This is a genomic window from Streptomyces sp. NPDC034111, from assembly GCF_055575375.1.
On the sequence record NZ_JBVIST010000021.1, the window covers coordinates 51874 to 68685 of the forward strand.

Annotated in this window: 12 protein-coding genes; 9 read left to right on the plus strand and 3 right to left on the minus strand. The window is 72.6% G+C overall.

The annotated features are described in order from the left end of the window. Window positions 1-7 precede the first annotated feature (7 nt). Window positions 8-472 (plus strand): hypothetical protein, encoded by a 465-nt coding sequence (locus ACZ55A_RS31840; RefSeq protein ID WP_468847432.1) that lies wholly within the window; start codon window positions 8-10, stop codon window positions 470-472. 164 nt (window positions 473-636) lie between these two features. Here the strand turns inward: ACZ55A_RS31840 and ACZ55A_RS31845 are convergent, their stop codons facing one another. Next, on the minus strand, window positions 637-3522 hold the full coding sequence (locus ACZ55A_RS31845) for an AfsR/SARP family transcriptional regulator (protein ID WP_468847435.1): 2886 nt from the start codon (window positions 3520-3522) through the stop codon (window positions 637-639). 320 nt (window positions 3523-3842) lie between these two features. Between ACZ55A_RS31845 and miaB the strand changes: the two genes are divergently transcribed. Both miaB and ACZ55A_RS31855 read left to right on the plus strand, forming a co-directional pair. After that, window positions 3843-5363 carry a tRNA (N6-isopentenyl adenosine(37)-C2)-methylthiotransferase MiaB gene (gene miaB / locus ACZ55A_RS31850; RefSeq protein ID WP_468847438.1) on the plus strand — a complete coding sequence of 507 codons (1521 nt, stop codon included), beginning with the start codon at window positions 3843-3845 and terminating at the stop codon, window positions 5361-5363. 64 nt (window positions 5364-5427) lie between these two features. Beyond that, entirely contained in the window at window positions 5428-6138 is a 711-nt protein-coding gene (locus ACZ55A_RS31855) for a class III extradiol dioxygenase subunit B-like domain-containing protein (RefSeq protein ID WP_468847441.1), read from the plus strand. 93 nt (window positions 6139-6231) lie between these two features. On the opposite strand, the gene ACZ55A_RS31860 is transcribed toward ACZ55A_RS31855, so the two are convergent. Then, window positions 6232-6636, minus strand: a complete 405-nt coding sequence (locus ACZ55A_RS31860; RefSeq protein WP_468847443.1) for a hypothetical protein — start codon at window positions 6634-6636, stop codon at window positions 6232-6234. A 182-nt stretch (window positions 6637-6818) separates the two neighbouring features. Here ACZ55A_RS31860 and miaA point away from each other — a divergent pair, with 182 nt between their 5' ends. The 6 genes from miaA to hflX all read left to right on the plus strand — a co-directional run bounded on the left by miaA (window position 6819) and on the right by hflX (window position 15389). Further along, window positions 6819-7757, plus strand: coding sequence for a tRNA (adenosine(37)-N6)-dimethylallyltransferase MiaA (gene miaA / locus ACZ55A_RS31865; protein WP_468847446.1), 939 nt, complete (start codon window positions 6819-6821; stop codon window positions 7755-7757). 108 nt (window positions 7758-7865) lie between these two features. Next, window positions 7866-8414: a hypothetical protein gene (locus ACZ55A_RS31870; RefSeq protein ID WP_468847616.1), complete on the plus strand. Its 549-nt coding sequence runs from the start codon at window positions 7866-7868 to the stop codon at window positions 8412-8414. Window positions 8415-8692: 278 nt separating this feature from the next. Then, the gene (gene dapF / locus ACZ55A_RS31875; protein WP_468847447.1) at window positions 8693-9574 is read left to right on the plus strand and encodes a diaminopimelate epimerase; all 882 of its coding nucleotides are present in this window, start codon (window positions 8693-8695) and stop codon (window positions 9572-9574) included. A gap of 196 nt (window positions 9575-9770) precedes the next feature. Then, a complete protein-coding gene (locus ACZ55A_RS31880; RefSeq protein WP_468847449.1) occupies window positions 9771-11975 on the plus strand; it encodes a RelA/SpoT family protein in 2205 nt (734 codons plus the stop codon). Between the two features lie 132 nt (window positions 11976-12107). Then, the gene (locus ACZ55A_RS31885) at window positions 12108-13760 is read left to right on the plus strand and encodes a M1 family metallopeptidase (protein WP_468847452.1); all 1653 of its coding nucleotides are present in this window, start codon (window positions 12108-12110) and stop codon (window positions 13758-13760) included. 141 nt (window positions 13761-13901) lie between these two features. Next, window positions 13902-15389, plus strand: a complete 1488-nt coding sequence (gene hflX, locus ACZ55A_RS31890; RefSeq protein ID WP_468847457.1) for a GTPase HflX — start codon at window positions 13902-13904, stop codon at window positions 15387-15389. A 139-nt stretch (window positions 15390-15528) separates the two neighbouring features. On the opposite strand, the gene ACZ55A_RS31895 is transcribed toward hflX, so the two are convergent. Further along, entirely contained in the window at window positions 15529-16716 is a 1188-nt protein-coding gene (locus tag ACZ55A_RS31895) for a trypsin-like serine peptidase (protein ID WP_468847469.1), read from the minus strand. Between the last annotated feature and the right edge of the window lie 96 nt (window positions 16717-16812).

The window sequence follows — 16812 nt, forward strand, 5'->3', positions numbered from 1 at the left end:
GCAAGAAATGGGCCTGATCAAGTCCACCACCGTGGCACAGGTGGCCGAGGCCGTCTGGCAGGCGGACACCCGTGACCGGCCGCTGGTGACACTGGGCGCCGCTGTGGGAGAACACCCCTTGCTGCACGCGCTGCTGGCCGGCGGAATCGCCGACTCGGACGACTTCTTCCTCACGCTCACCGACCGTGCGCTGCTGTTCCACGCGGTCAGATCCGGCTACCGGCCGGGCGCGCTGCGCCACGCCGTCCAGCGGGAACAGCTCCGGTCACGGATCAGCGACGTCCGCCGCCGCCCGCTGTTCAGTTCCTTCCGGTTCCATTTTCCCGGCGAAGCCCGGCCCACCCGGCTGAACGTGCGCCGCGCCTGGCGTCCGGAAATGGACCGGTTCCTCGCCGAATTGACCGGTGACCAGGATTCCGGCATTCATCAACTCCCGGGAACCGGCCAGGAATTCCCGGGAGGCCCGGCATGAGGGACATCCTCCGGACCCGGCTGCTGAGCCGCCTGATACCCCTGGTCCTCTCCGTGTCCGTCGCCACCGGCTGCCAGTTCTCCGAGGGACCGCCCGACTGCCCCACACCGGAGGCCACTCCGCCCTACCAGCCCCCGGACGACAACCAGCTCGTCGTGGACCGTTCACCCCTCGGGGTCCGGCTGCCCGGGGGACGGCCGACCGGCCGGCCGGCGGTCCAGGAAAGCGCGTGCCTGCTTCTCGCCCTCGGTGTCGCCGAGTTGGGCGAGTGCCGCCAGCGCCTGCTCCGCAACGGCGTCGGCCTCCTGCGACCGCCCGCTGCGGGCCAGGGCCGCGGCGCAGGACAGCAGCGTGCGGGCACGCTGTGAGCGCAGTCCGTGGACCTCGCAGACCTGGAGGGCCGTGCGGAACTCCGTCACCGCCTCTTCGTGGCGGCCGAGCGCCGCGAGCGCATCGCCCAGGGCACGTTGCACGAGGGCGATGCCCGTCGGGTTGTCGGTGACCCGGCACTGGGCGAGGCCGTCCCGGGCCGCCTCCAGCGCCTGCCGTGGCTGGTCGAGGGCGAGGTGGGCCAGCGCGAGGCCGAACGAGCACTGCACCGCCATGCCCGGCTCACCGGCCTCGCACGACAGCGCGAGCGCATGCCGGTAGTGCTCGATCGCCTCGTGCAGACCGCCCGGGCGCAGCCCGGCCACCACCCCCCTCGTGTACACGAGCCGCTGGGTCATCACGTGGTCCGGAGGGCGAGGGGCCTCGGAGGCGCGGACGGCGAGCGCAGCCGCCTCGTCGTGCCGTCCGGTGTGCGCACAGGCGACCGCCGCGACGACGCAGCCGTGAACGACGGCGAGCTGCTCCCCGTGCCGTTCGGCGGCCCGCACCAGCGTGTGGGCCAGCTGGTGGAGGGAGCGCCACGGCAGGACGAAATCGGTGTACGGCATGAGCAGCACCAGGACGCCCGCGACCGTACGGGTGTCCTCCGCGCTGACCGGACGGTAGGGGTGGTGGAGGATCTGGGTGGCGACGGCCAGCATGGCGGGGAGCTCGTTGATCACCCACTCCTGCGCGTCGGCCTTGCCGGTGAAGGCCGGAGCGTCGGGCGCGCCGTCCGGATCGACGGCCCGGGGCAGCCGGCTGTAGGGCCGCTCGGCAGCCATGGCCGCGCTCATGCCGGAGAGATGGAACCGGGCGATCCGGCTCAGGGCCGCCTGCCGTGCCGTGGACGCGTCGGTGTCCAGCGCCCGGTGGCGGGCGAACAGCCGCAGCAGATCGTGGTACCGGTAGCGCCCCGGGTCCCCGGGCTCCAGCATCCCTATGTGCGCCAGTGAGTCCAGGACGGCCTCCGCCGCGCGCCGGTCACAGCCCAGGACGGCCGCCGCTGCGGACGTGGAGAGGTCGGGCACCTCGGGAATGGCCAGCAGCCGGAAGGCCCGCGCCTGGGCGGCGTCCAGCGTCGAGTAGCCGACGTGGAAGACCGACTCCACCGCCAGGGTCCCGGCCTCCAGTTCGGTGAGCCGCTGCGAACGGTCGCCGACCCGTCCGGCCAGCGCCGCCAGCGACCAGCGCGGCCGGGCCGCCAGACGGGCGGCGACGATCCGGACGGCCAGCGGGAGCATCCCGCACGCCTGCACCAGGTCCCGTGCCGTCTCCCGCTCCTGACCGCATCGGGCGCTCCCCGCGATCTGCTCCAGCAGAGCCAGCGCCTCCTGCTCGCTGAACGGCTCCAGCGCGGTACGGCTGGTCGCCGGCAGACACATCAGCGACGTACGGCTGGTGACCAGGGCGGCGCACCCCGCCGTACCCGGCAACAGCGCACTCACCTGCTCGGTGTCGGCAACGTTGTCGAGCAGAAGCAGCAGCCGCCGCCCGGCCAGCCGGGAACGGTAGAGCGCGGTCCGCTCGGCACGGCCCCCGGGCATGTTGTCGGCCGCCACCCCCAGAGCGCGCAGGAACAACTCCTGGACCTCATAAGGGTCTGCGGGGCCGGGGCCCGCCCCGCGCAGATCGGCGTAGAGCTGGCCGTCGGGGAACTGCTCGCGCTCCGCGTGCGCGGCATGCACCGCCAGAGCGGTCTTCCCCACACCGCCCATGCCATGGATCACACAGATCACCGGGGCGGTGGCCGGGGCCCGGTCCGCCTGCGCGAGGGCGGCGCGCACCTGCGCGATCTCCGTGCGCCTGCCGGTGAAGTCGGGGACATCGGGAGGTATTTGCGCCGGCGGCACCCACAGCGGTCGGGCCGGCCCGCCGCCCGGGGCGTACGCCGGGGCCGGCGCGGCCGCGTCCGGGGGCAGGGCCAGCTCCGGGTCCGCCTCGAGGATGCGCTGATGCAACCGGACCAGACCGGGCCCGGGGTCGACGCCCAGTTCCTCGGCGAGCCGGCCGCGCGCCGTGGCGTAGACGGCCAAGGCTTCCGCCTGCCGGCCGCAGCGGTACAGCGCCAGCATCTGCCGGGCACGCAGGCCCTCGTGCAGCGGATGTTCGTCGGCCAGGGTGGCCAGTTCCGCGGCCGCCCGGGTGTGCCGGCCGAGCTGGAGTTCCAGATCCAGCCGTGTCTCGACGAGGAGGAGCCGGTAGTCGGTGAGGCGGTCCCGCTGCCGTTGGGCGTAGTCGCCGGGGACTCCCGTCAGCGGAGTGCCGTGCCACAGCTCACCGGCCTCGGCCAGCATCCGGGCGGCGGACTCCGGTTCGCCCCGGTGCCGGGCCGACTGCGCCTGGGCGTGCAGCCGTTCGGCCTCGGCGACGTCCAGCGCCCCGTCGGCCAGGCGCAGGGCGTAGCCGCCGGCGACGGAGACCAGCGTCTTCGGTGCGGAGGGCTCGGTCTCCAGCACGGCGCGCAGCCGGGAGACGTGGTTGCGCAGAGCGACGTGCGCGCTGGCCGGCGGCTCCGATCCCCAGACGTCCCGCACCAGTTCGTCCGCGGCGGCGACCTGGCCGCACCGCAGTGCCAGCGCGGCCAGCACCGCGCGCTGCTGCGCAGGTCCGGTGTCCAGCTCCCGCTCACCGCGCCAGGCCCGCAGCGGTCCCAGCGCCGCGATCCGTAGTCCCCCCACGTCACTGCTCCATCGGTTCCGCTCCCGCGGACGGGTCAGGGAACCGCGTGCGGGAGAGCCGTCGGGCGGTGGTGCCCGTCGCGCCATTCTTCCCTGAGAGCGCTTCCATGCGCCGGACTGTCCGCTGGTTGGAACGGCACGGGTCCGGCCCCGGCGCGGGTTTTAGGCGCCGAACAGCACTTCGGGACCCGGGGCACGACGGCCGGTGCCACCCTGCGGTGCAGGCGGAACCGGGCCGGACGCAGGCACCAAGGCCTTGGTCCCGGCCCCGCCCGGTACCAGCGGCGAGAGGCACTTCGGGAACCGCCTACCCTTGTCGTATGACCAGCAGTGACCGGAGCCCCGCAGTGGACGTTCAAGGATCGAAGAGCTACGAGATTCGCACCTACGGGTGTCAGATGAACGTCCATGACTCCGAGCGGCTGTCCGGGCTGCTGGAGGAGGCCGGATACGTTCCCGCGCCCAAGGACGGCGAGGGCGCCGACGTCGTGGTGTTCAACACCTGCGCGGTACGGGAGAACGCCGACAACCGGCTCTACGGCAACCTCGGCCAGCTCGCCCCGAAGAAGGCCGCGCGCCCGGGGATGCAGATCGCCGTGGGCGGCTGCCTCGCCCAGAAGGACCGCGACACCATCGTCAAGAAGGCCCCCTGGGTCGATGTGGTCTTCGGTACGCACAACATCGGCAAGCTGCCCGTCCTGCTGGAGCGCGCCCGCATCCAGGAGGAGGCGCAGGTCGAGATCGCCGAGTCGCTGGAGGCGTTCCCCTCGACCCTGCCCACCCGCCGCGAGAGCGCCTACGCGGCCTGGGTCTCCATCTCCGTCGGCTGCAACAACACCTGCACCTTCTGTATCGTCCCCGCGCTGCGCGGCAAGGAGAAGGACCGCCGGCCCGGCGACATCCTCGCCGAGGTCGAGGCGCTGGTCGCCGAGGGCGTCAGCGAGATCACCCTGCTCGGCCAGAACGTCAATGCCTACGGCTCCGACATCGGCGACCGTGAGGCGTTCTCGAAGCTGCTGCGGGCCTGCGGCAAGATCGAGGGCCTGGAGCGGGTCCGCTTCACCTCCCCGCACCCGCGCGACTTCACCGACGACGTCATCGCCGCCATGGCCGAGACGCCGAACGTGATGCCGCAGCTGCACATGCCGCTCCAGTCCGGCTCCGACCGGGTCCTCAAGGCGATGCGCCGCTCGTACCGTCAGGAGCGCTTCCTCGGGATCATCGAGAAGGTGCGCGCCGCGATGCCGGACGCCGCCATCTCGACGGACATCATCGTCGGCTTCCCGGGCGAGACCGAGGAGGACTTCGAGCAGACCCTGCACACGGTCCGCGAGTCCCGTTTCGCCCAGGCCTTCACCTTCCAGTACTCCAAGCGCCCCGGCACCCCGGCGGCCGACATGGCGGACCAGATCCCCAAGCAGGTCGTGCAGGCCCGCTACGAGCGGCTGGTCGCCCTCCAGGAGGAGATCTCCTGGGAGGAGAACAAGAAGCAGGTCGGCCGCACGCTGGAGGTCCTGGTCGCCGAGGGTGAGGGCCGCAAGGACGACGCGACGCACCGGTTGTCGGGCCGCGCCCCGGACAACCGCCTGGTCCACTTCACCCGCCCCGAGGAGCCGGTCCGCCCCGGCGATGTGGTGACCGTCGAGATCACCTACGCCGCTCCGCACCACCTCCTGGCCGAGGGCCCGGCCCAGGCGGTCCGCCGCACCCGGGCCGGAGACGCCTGGGAGAAGCGCAACGCCGCCCCGGCGGAGAAGCCCAAGGGCGTGCTGCTGGGCCTGCCCACCATCGGGGCCCCGGCACCGAGCCCGGCTCCCGCCTCGGGCTGCGGCTGCGACTGACCCGCAGACGGCGGTGACCGGCCAGTAGCCGGGCGACGACCTCGGGGGCGTTACGCTGCGTGGCATGCTCGTAGCCGCCGCCCTCTGCCCCTGTCCGCCGCTGCTCGTACCCGAGGTGGCCGCCGGCGCCGCACCCGAGCTGGACGCGCTGCGCACCGCCTGTCTGGACGCGGTCGGCGTGCTCGCCGCGGCCCGCCCGGACCGGCTTGTCGTCGTCGGTCCCGCCGGAGAGACGGGCGACGGTCCGTACCCGCAGGGCGCCCTCGGCTCCTTCCGCGGTTTCGGCGTGGACGTCGAGGTGTCGCTGGGTGCCGCGGAGGAGGCGCCCGAGCGGCAGCTTCCGCCGTCACTGGCCGTCGGCGCCTGGCTGCTGTCCCGTACGGACTGGGACGACGCCCCCGTGGAGGGGCTGGGCGTGGCGGAGTCGCTGCCGCTCGACCGGTGTCTGGCGGCCGGCCGGGAGATCGCCGCGGCCGCGCCCCGGGTCGCGCTGCTGGTGATGGGTGACGGCAGCGCCCGCCGGACGGTGAAGGCGCCCGGCTACTTCGACGAGCGGGCCGAGGGCTTCGACGCCGCGACAGCGCGCGCCCTGGGGGCCGCCGACCTCGCCGCGCTGCGCGCGCTCGACGCGGAGCTGGCCGCCGGCCTCCAGGTGTCCGGGCGGGCCTGCTGGCAGGTCCTGGCGGGCGCTGCCGAGGGGGCGGGCCTGGGCGGCCGGCTGCTGCACGAGGAGGCCCCGTACGGCGTGGGCTACTTCGTGGCCACCTGGTCGTAGGGCGACACTGCGGGGCCTGCGCGGACACACGGCAGCGGCCGCGGGGTGAACCACCCTGCGGCCGCTGTGCCATGCCCGTGCCGGGCGCCGGGACTACTGCCGGGCGCTCTCGCCGGACTCGCTGTCCGCCGCGGCGTGCGCCGACTGCTGCCGGGGGATCCCGGCACTCTCTGCGGGCTGCTCCGCGCGCGGCGCCTCGTCGGCGGGCCGGGACGCGGTCTCGGCCGCCGCGTCCCCCGTCGCGTCACCGGACACCTCCGGCGCCGCCGTCCCCCCGGCGTCCCCCGCTTCCGCCGCGGCCGTCGCGTGTCCCTGGGACTCACCGTCCACCGGAGCTTTCCCGGCGGCCTCGGCCCCCTCTGCCTGCCCGGCGCTCTCGACGTCCGCCGGAGCGGCCGGCTCCGCCGGCTCCTTCGCCTCGGCCGTCACCGTCGCAGCGGCACTCTCCTCCGTCGACGCTTCGGACTTCCGGCGACGAAACCGCGAAAACACGCCCATAACTGCTCCTACGCTCTTCATGTGGGCGAAATCCCTCGCCGCCCGGAGCGGACCGTTGCGCCGCCCACGGGCGCCGGTGATGCACCGGTTCTCTCGGGACCTCGCAACAGGCAACGACCTCATCGGTAGCCCGTCACGTCGCTCGTTCGAGATGGGGGCGTGAGGTTTGCGAGACTGACGGGGTGAACACCGCCGTTCCCGCTCCGCGGGTCATCGCCGTCGTCGGCCCCACTGCGGCCGGAAAGTCCGATCTGGGCGTCGCGCTCGCACAACACCTGGGCGGCGAGGTCATCAACGCCGACTCCATGCAGCTCTACCGCGGCATGGACATCGGCACCGCCAAGCTCACCCCCGAGGAACAGCAGGGCGTACCGCACCGCCTCCTGGACATCTGGGACGTCACCCGCGCCGCCAGCGTCGCCGAGTACCAGCGGCTGGCCCGCGCCGAGATCGACCGGCTGCTCGCCGAGGGCCGCACCCCGGTCCTCGTCGGCGGCTCCGGGCTGTACGTCCGCGGCGCCATCGACGCCCTCGACTTCCCCGGCACCGACCCCGAGGTGCGTGCCCGTCTGGAGGCGGAACTGGCCGAACAGGGCAGCGGCGCCCTGCACGCCCGGCTGGCCGCCGCCGACCCCGAGGCCGGCCGCGCGATCCTGGCCAGCAACGGGCGCCGCATCGTGCGCGCCCTGGAGGTCATCGAGATCACCGGCCGCCCCTTCACCGCCAACCTCCCCGGCCATGAAGCGGTCTACGACACCCTCCAGATCGGTGTCGACGTCGAACGCCCCGAGCTCGACGACCGGATCGCCCGGCGGGTCGACCGGATGTGGGAAGCGGGCCTGGTCGACGAGGTCAGGCGGCTGGAGGCCGAGGGGCTGCGCGAGGGCCGTACGGCTTCGCGGGCACTCGGCTACCAGCAGGTGCTCGCCCAGCTGGCGGGGGAGTGCACCGAACAGGAGGCGCGCGACGAAACGGTGCGCGCCACCAAGCGCTTCGCGCGCCGTCAGGACTCATGGTTCCGCCGGGACCCGCGAGTGCACTGGCTCAGCGGCGCGGCCGACCATCGCGCGGAACTTCCCGGGCAGGCGCTGGCGTTGCTCGAACGACCGGTCACAGCCTGATCACGTCATGGCATCGGGACGCTCCGGCCGCCGTCCCGGCCACTGAGGGCGTGTCATCATCGACCTTCGATCGAGGCGTGCAGTCTGGAGTGGGGAGGGCGCGTGGCAATGGAGGCCGGCCCTCGCAACACAGCCCAGCAGCCGGACAACGGCGCTGACACGGCACCGCTGACCGACGACGGCCCCGACGCACAGGACGGTCTGCCCGCCGACGACGATGTCCTCGGCACCGGACCGCTCACCGCCCCGGACACCCTGGACGACTCCGACGGCCCCGACGCGGTGGCCGACGGGCCCGACGGCCCCGGAGAGGGCGGCGAGTCCTTCCGGGAGCTGCGCCCGCCGCGCCGACTGCGGCTGTGGCAGCTCGCGCCGATCGTCGGGCTCGCCGCTGTCGGCTCGCTGATGTTCGCCTTCCCCCTCGCCTTCGAGTTCGGCGGTGACGGGGGCGCGGTGATCGCGATGCTCGGCCTGCTGCTGTGCTGCTGCGCCGCCGGCTGGGGCATGATGGCCGCCCGCCGCGTCGGCCACACCTGGCCCGGCCTCCCGGCCCGCGGCTCCGGCCGCCGCGCCCACTGGCGCGTGGTACTCCTGTACGCCCTGGTGGTGGCCGTCCCCGCCTCCCTCGCCATCTGGCGGGTGGCCCGGCTGCGCTGAGGGACGACGCCGTGCCGGGTGCGCGCCCGAGCCGTCGCCTCCTCTACCCCGCCGCCCACCCGTACTACCTCTGGTTTTTTCCCCGCCGCCCACCCCCCTTCGGGGGTGGGCGGGTGTATGAGCGCGCCCGCGCCACGATCGCCCCGCGCCACGGCCGCCCTCGTCGCCACGATCGCCCCGTTCCCTGCCCGGACCTGCCCGCCCGAACCCCGCGCTGCGCGGTCCCCGAGCCCCGCCCCTGTACGGCCCGCCCCCGCCCCTCCCCGTACGATGCAAGGGTGACCAGCACCAGCACCGAGGGCATCGCCTTCCTCAAGGGCCACGGCACCGAGAACGACTTTGTGATCGTCCCGGATCCGGACGGCCGCCTCGATCTGCCCGCGAGCGCCGTCGCCAGGATCTGCGACCGGCGGGCCGGGCTCGGCGGCGACGGACTGCTGCGCGTCGTACGGTCCGCCGCGCACCCGGAGGCCCGCGCCCAGGCCGACGAGGCCGAGTGGTTCATGGACTACCGCAACAGCGACGGCTCGATCGCCGAGATGTGCGGCAACGGGGTCCGGGTCTTCGCGCGCTATCTGCTGCACGCCGGTCTGGTCGAGGCCGGCGAGCTGGCCGTTGCCACCCGCGCCGGTGTGCGCCGCGTCCATCTCGCCAAGACCGGCGACGTCACGGTGTCGATGGGCCGCGCCGCGCTCCCGGACGAGGGCGTCGTCGTCACGCTCGGCGGCCGCAGCTGGCCGGCCCGCAATGTGAACATGGGCAATCCGCACGCCGTCGCGTTCGTCGAGGATCTGGCCCACGCCGGTGACCTGCTGGCCGTGCCGCCGTTCAGCCCAGCGTCGGTTTATCCCGACGGCGTGAACATCGAGTTCGTCGTCGACCGCGGCCCGCGCCATGTCGCGATGCGGGTCCACGAGCGTGGCTCGGGCGAGACCCGCTCCTGCGGCACCGGCGCCTGTGCGGTCGCCGTGGCTGCCGCGCGCAGGGACGGTGCGGACCCGACGAAGACCGGTACCCCCGTCACGTACCGGGTCGATGTGCTCGGCGGCACCCTGTCGATCACCGAGCTGCCCGACGGCACGGTGGAGATGACCGGGCGGGCCGAGATCGTCGCCGAGGGCACCTTCGACCCCGCCTGGCTGACCGCCGCGCTCGTCTGAAGGGGGCCGGGACGGATCCGCTCCCGGCCACCCCCACGAGATATGTTCCGGCCAAAACATTCGCTCGAACGGGTGATCCGTATCACTCTGAGCGAGAGCTGGACAGCGCTGCGTGATGGGCTCGATAGCATCAAGCACCGGCCCGGACGTCCGAACTGGCGCGTCCCACCGCCGGTCGACGCTGCCGGAGGTGCCCATGAGCGCAGAGGCCACTAACCCTGGTAATCCTGGAGCAGCGGGCCGCAGGCGCGGCCGCCGCCGACTGGAACTCAGAGGGCTGCGCCGCATCGGCCGCGCCGCGCTCCTCGGCCCGGCCCCGCGCGACGGCCTTCCGCACGCCCTCGAACACGTCGCCAAGGTGCACCGCAGCCACCACCCCGACGCCGACCTGGACATCCTCACCAAGGCCTATCTGCTCGCCGAGTCCTCGCACCGCGGTCAGCTGCGCAAGAGCGGCGAGCCGTACATCACCCACCCGCTGGCGGTGACCCTGATCCTCGCGGAACTGGGCGCGGAGACCACGACCCTCACCGCCTCCCTGCTCCACGACACCGTCGAGGACACGGAAGTGACGCTCGACCAGGTACGGGACCTCTTCGGCGATGAGGTCTGCTACCTCGTCGACGGTGTCACCAAGCTGGAGAAGGTCGACTACGGCGCGGCCGCCGAGCCGGAGACGTTCCGCAAGATGCTGGTGGCGACCGGCAACGACGTCCGGGTGATGTCCATCAAGCTCGCCGACCGGCTGCACAACATGCGCACCCTCGGTGTGATGCGGCCCGAGAAACAGGCCCGGATCGCCAAGGTCACCCGCGACGTGCTGATCCCGCTCGCCGAACGCCTCGGCGTCCAGGCGCTCAAGGCCGAGCTGGAGGACCTGGTCTTCGCGATCCTCCACCCGGAGGAGTACGCCACGACCCGGGCCCTGGTCCTGGAGTACGCCACCCGCCCCGACCCGCTCGCCGCGATCGCCGAGCGGGTGCGTACGGTCCTGGCCGAGGCCGGTATCGACGCGGAAGTCCACGTCCGGCCCCGGCACTTCGTCTCCGTGCACCGCGTCCGCCTCGCGCGCCGCGAGCTGACCGGTTCCGACCTGGGGCGACTGCTGGTGCTGGTGGCGGAGGACGCCGACTGCTACGCCGTCCTGGGCGAACTCCACACCTGCTTCACCCCGGTCGTCTCCGAGTTCAAGGACTTCATCGCGGCCCCCAAGTTCAACCTGTACCAGTCGCTGCACACCGCCGTGACCGGCCCGTCCGGTGAGATCGCCGAGACCTTGATCCGTACGCACCAGATGCACCGGGTCGCCGAGGCAGGGGTAATCGCGCTGGGCAATCCGTACGCCCCTACGGACGGCGTGGACGCCCCCGAGGGGGAGCGGGCCGACCCGACCCGCCCCGGCTGGCTCTCCCGGCTGCTGGAGTGGCAGCGCACCACCCCCGACCCGGACACGTTCTGGACCTCGCTGCGCGACGACCTCGCCCAGGACCGGGAGATCACGGTCTTCTGCGCCGATGCCGCCTCCGACGGCTCCGAGGGCCTGTCCGGGACCGCCGGCAGTGCCATCGGCCTGCCCGCCGGGGCGAGTTGTGTGGACGCGGCCTATGAGCGGCACGGCGAGGCGGCGCACTGCTGCATCGGCGCCCGGGTCAACGGCCGGCTCGCCGCCCTCGCCACCGTCCTGCACGACGGCGACAGCCTTCAGCTGCTGATGGCCCCGGACTCCGCCGCCGGCCCCTCGCCCGAATGGCTCGACCACGCCCGTACACCCGCGGCCCGGCTCGCCATCTCCAGGTGGCTGGCCGGGCCCAGGGAGCCAGGCGGCCGCCCGGCGGGCGCCGGTGAGACACCCGTCGCGGTGCCCCCCGCCGACCGCCCCGCCCCGGTCCAGGACCGACCCCCGGCGGCCCTGGCGACCCCCGGCTCGGTCCTCGCGGTGGCGGACCTGCCCGGCGCCGCGGTCCGGCTGGCCGGCTGCTGTACGCCGGTGCCGCCGGACACCGTCACCGGATTCGCCGTACGGGGCGGCACGGTCACCGTTCACCGTGCCTTGTGCCCCGTCGTGGCCCGTATGGCGGCCACAGGCCGGAAGCCGGTAGGGGTGCGCTGGCGCGGCGCCTCCCAGGGCGGCCACGGCTGCCGGGTCACCCTCCTGGCCGAGGCCTTCAGCCGGCCGCATCTGCTGGCCGACCTCACCGAGGCGATCGCCTCCCAGGGCGCCGCCGTGGTCTCGGCCGACGTCGAACCCCCGCATGAACAGCGGGTCCGCCATACGTACACGCTGCATCTGCCGAACGCCGCCGGACTGCCGTCCCTGATGCGCGCCATGCGCCAAGTGCCCGGTGTCTTCGATGTGTTGCGGGCCGGCCGGGCCCGCCGGCCGGCGGCGATGCGCCCCTGAGAGGCGGTAGCGCCCGCCTGGTGACGGACCGTCCGGAACCCGCACTGGGACGGACGCACGATCCGCCGCCCGTTCGGGTGCCGTTTGACGGCTCGCCCACGGCGCGGGTGGCCGCGTTGGTAGCCGTAGTTCATGTCCCTTCCCTTGCGCCGCCCGTCCCGTGATCCCGACCGCCCCGTCCCCGCCCGTGCCCTGCCCCGTGGTGCCCCGGGCGGACGGATCCGGTGGTCCGGCCGCCGGGCCGCCGCCCTCGGACTGGCCGCCCTCGCCACCCTCGGTATGACCGAGCCGCAGCCCCTGGGGGCGCAGGGCATCGGTGACCGGCTCTTCCCCACGCTCGGCAACACCGGCTACGACGTCACGTCCTACGACGTCACGCTGGACTACTCCGGCCACAACGACCGGCCGTTGAACGCGACGACGGTGATCACCGCGCGCGCCACCACCGAGCTCGACCACCTCAACCTCGACTTCGCCCGGGGCAGCGTGCGCGCGGTGACGATCGGCGGCCTGCCCGCGAAACACGAGCAGCACGGCGAGGACCTGGTGCTCACCCCGGCGTTCCACGTCTCCCGGGGGCAGGACCTGAAGATCTCCGTCCAGCACACCAGCGACCCGCGCGGGGGGAGCAACGGCGGCTGGATCCGTACCACCGACGGGCTGGCGATGGCCAACCAGGCGGACGCCGCGCACCGCGTCTTCCCGTGCAACGACCACCCCTCCGACAAGGCGATCTTCACCTTCCACCTCACCGCCCCCCAGGAGCTGACCGCCGTCGCCAACGGGCAGCCGCTGGGCGCGGGCGACCGCGCCGCGGGCCGCACCTGGACCTACCGCACCGCCCACCCCATGGCCACCGAGCTGGCCCAGGTCTCCATCGGGAAGTCCAGCGTGCTGCTGCGGCGCGGCCCGCACGGCCTGCCGCTCCGCGACGTCGTACCGAGCGCGGCCCGGCCCGCCCTGGAGAAGTGGCTGGCCAAGACCCCCGACCAGATCGCCTGGATGGAGCGCAGGGTCGGCCCGTACCCCTTCGAGACGTACGGCGTGCTGATCGCCGACGCCAGGACCGGCTTCGAGCTGGAGACCCAGACCCTCTCGCTCTTCGAGAAGGCCCTGTTCACCTCCGACCACCTGCCCTCCTGGTACGTGGAGTCCGTGATGGTGCACGAGCTGGCCCACCAGTGGTTCGGCGACAGCGTCAGCCCGCGCCGCTGGTCCGACGTCTGGCTCAACGAGGCCCACGCGACCTGGTACGAAGCGCTCTACGCCCAGGAGAGGGGCGACCGCCGGGCCTCCCTGGAGACCCGGATGCACCACGCCTACGAACAGTCCGACGGCTGGCGCGCCGAGGGCGGGCCGCCCGCCGCTCCCAAGACCCCCCGGCCCGGCCAGAAGATCAGCATCTTCCGCCCGATCGTCTACGACGGCAGCGCGCTGGTGCTGTACGCGCTGCGGCAGAAGATCGGGCCCGCCGCCTTCGACCGGCTCGAACGGGAGTGGGTGACCGGGCACCGCGACGGGGTGGCCGACTCGGGGGACTTCGTGGAGCTGGCGTCCAAGGTCTCCGGGCAGAACCTCGCGGGCTTCTTCCAGGCGTGGCTCTACGGCACACGGACGCCTCCGATGCCGGGGCACACGGAGTGGAAGCCCACGGGGCCGGCCGCGAGCCCCGGAGCGCCCACCCAGCCCACCCAGCCCGGCAAGCCCGTCCAGCCGGGCAAACCGGCACAGCCCGGGAAACCGCTCCAGCCCGGCAAACCGGTGCAGCCCGGAAAACCCGCGTGACGGCCTTCCCGGGCCGTGGGACCATCGTGGGGACGACGACCGGCCCGGGAATCTCCCGGACAGCTCGTACGTTGTCATCAGCGACAGTCCCGGTGGGGCCGCCCGGCCCCGTGAGGGCTTCCCAACGACGCAAAGGATCAAATGACCTCCTCTTCATCCCTTCCGCAGGACCGGCAGCGCCTCGCCGAGAGCCTTCGGGCCGACGCCCTGATGGAAGAGGACGTCGCCTGGAGCCACGAGATCGACGGGGAGCGTGACGGCGACCAGTACGACCGTTCGGCGCGGGCCGCGCTACGCCGTGTGGCGGGCCTTTCCACCGAGCTCGAAGACGTCACCGAGGTCGAGTACCGGCAGCTCCGCCTGGAGCGGGTGGTACTCGTCGGCGTATGGACCTCGGGGACGGTGCAGGACGCGGAGAACTCCCTCGCCGAGCTCGCCGCGCTGGCCGAGACCGCCGGAGCCGTGGTGCTCGACGGCGTCATCCAGCGCCGCGACAAGCCGGACCCGGCCACCTACATCGGTTCGGGCAAGGCCCTGGAGCTGCGGGACATCGTGCTCGAATCCGGGGCGGACACCGTGGTGTGTGACGGTGAGCTCTCCCCGGGCCAGCTGATCCATCTCGAGGACGTCGTCAAGGTCAAGGTGGTCGACCGGACCGCCCTCATCCTCGACATCTTCGCCCAGCACGCCAAGTCCCGGGAGGGCAAGGCGCAGGTCTCACTGGCGCAGATGCAGTACATGCTGCCCAGGCTCCGTGGCTGGGGTCAGTCGCTGTCCCGTCAGATGGGTGGCGGTGGCTCCGGTTCGGCGGGCGGCGGTATGGCCACCCGTGGCCCCGGTGAGACCAAGATCGAGACCGACCGGCGGCGGATCCGCGAGAAGATGGCGAAGATGCGCCGGGAGATCGCGGAGATGAAGACCGGCCGGGACATCAAGCGCCAGGAGCGCCGGCGCAACAAGGTCCCCTCGGTCGCGATCGCCGGCTACACCAACGCCGGCAAGTCCTCGCTGCTCAACCGCCTCACCGGCGCCGGTGTCCTGGTGGAGAACGCCCTGTTCGCCACCCTGGACCCGACCGTCCGGCGGGCCGAGACGCCCAGCGGGCGGCTCTACACCCTCGCCGACACCGTCGGCTTCGTCCGGCACCTGCCGCACCACCTCGTCGAGGCGTTCCGCTCCACGATGGAGGAGGTCGGCGAGTCCGATCTCATCCTGCATGTGGTCGACGGCTCGCATCCGGTGCCGGAGGAGCAGCTGGCCGCCGTGCGTGAGGTGATCCGCGATGTGGGTGCGACGGACGTGCCCGAGATCGTGGTCGTCAACAAGGCCGATGCGGCCGATCCGCTGGTGCTACAGCGCCTGCTGCGCAAGGAGAAGCACGCCATCGTGGTCTCGGCCCGTACGGGCCAGGGCATGACGGAGCTGCTGGAGCTGCTCGACGAGGAGCTTCCCCGGCCGCAGGTCGAGATCGAGGTGCTGGTGCCCTACACCCAGGGCGCCCTGGTCTCGCGGGCGCATGCGGAGGGCGAGGTCATCTCCGAGGAGCACACCGCGGAGGGCACGGTCCTCAAGGCGCGGGTGCACGAGGAGCTGGCCGCCGAGTTCCAGCCGTTCGTGCCGGCGGCGTAGCGGACCCGCAGGCCCCCTGCGGCACGTAAGCCGCTTGCGGCTCGTATGACCAAGGCCCGCCCCCGGGAGACCGGGGGCGGGCCTTCGTCGTGTCCGCGGGCGACGGGGTGGTGCCGCGCCGGCACCACCCCTCAGGCGGTTACTGCTTGTTCGCCCACTTCTTGCTCATGTTGTCGAAGATCGACTTGGCCTCGGGGCCCAGGTGCGGGCCGGCCGACCAGCGGGCCGGACGCGGACCCATCGACATGTTGGAGACCAGCACCGGCTTGCCGTCGGCGCCCTTGACGAACCAGGGGCCACCGGAGGAGCCACCGGTCATGGTGCAGCCGATCCGGTACATGGTGGGCTTGTTGGCGTCCATCGACAGGCGGGTCGGCTTGTCGGTGCACTGCTGCTGCGCCGCACCGTCGAACGGCGGCTCGGCCGGGTAGCCCTGCGCGGTCAGGCTCGGGATCTTGGCCATCGCCGGGGCGTTGAAGTCGACCTTGTAGGCGCCGCCGGCCATCTCCTCCAGCGACTTGCCGCCGGTGCCCTCTTCCGGCTTCACATGCATCAGCGCGAAGTCGTACGGAGCCATCGGCACGCCCGGAACGGCGCCGCCGTCCTTGATCCACTCCTTGGAGGTCGCCATGTCGTCGGCCCACCACTTGCCCGACGGGACGCGGTCCTCGAAGGGCTTGGTCTTCAACTGGTCGGCGGATCCGCCGGTCTTGTTGAAGTTCGGCACGAACATCATGTTGCGGTACCAGCCGCCGTTCTTGCCGGCGTGCACACAGTGCGCCGCGGTCCACACGAGGTTGGACTTACCGGGGTGCGCCGGGTCCTTGACGACGGTGGCCGAGCAACGCGACTCGCCCTGGGGGGTGCTGAAGAGCAGCAGGCCCACACCGGGAGCGGTGCTGGTGTACGGGGTCTTGACGGGCTGAGCGGGGACGGCGGCCGGCTCAGGATCGGTCTTGCCCTGGTCCTCCGAGATGTCCTCGGGCTTGCTGGGGTCCTTGGGCGGCTTGACCTTGTCGATCTTGTCCGGGTTCCAGAAGTCCTTGATGATCGGGTTGATGAACTCCCCGGCTTCCCGGAGCCACTTGTCCTTGTCCCAGTTCTTCCACTCCCCGTTCTTCCACTTGTCCAGGTCGAAGCCGTGTTCCTTGAGCTTGTCCTGGATCTCCTGGGGAATCTTGATTTCACCCCCACCCGAGGTGTCAGCCGCGGCCTGGCTGGGCTTGGCGTCCGCGTTGTCGCCCTCCGGACCACAGCCGGTGACGGTCAGCGCCATGACGGCGGTGAGGGCGGCGGCGGCCAGGACTGGCCGTCGTATGTGTCGCATGGGTGGGTTCCCCCTGGGTGAATCGGACTGAGCCGGTGTGTCTTGAGCGGATTGCGCCGGTTTCAAGTTGTCATGAACCTCAAGATCTCGGCGCAA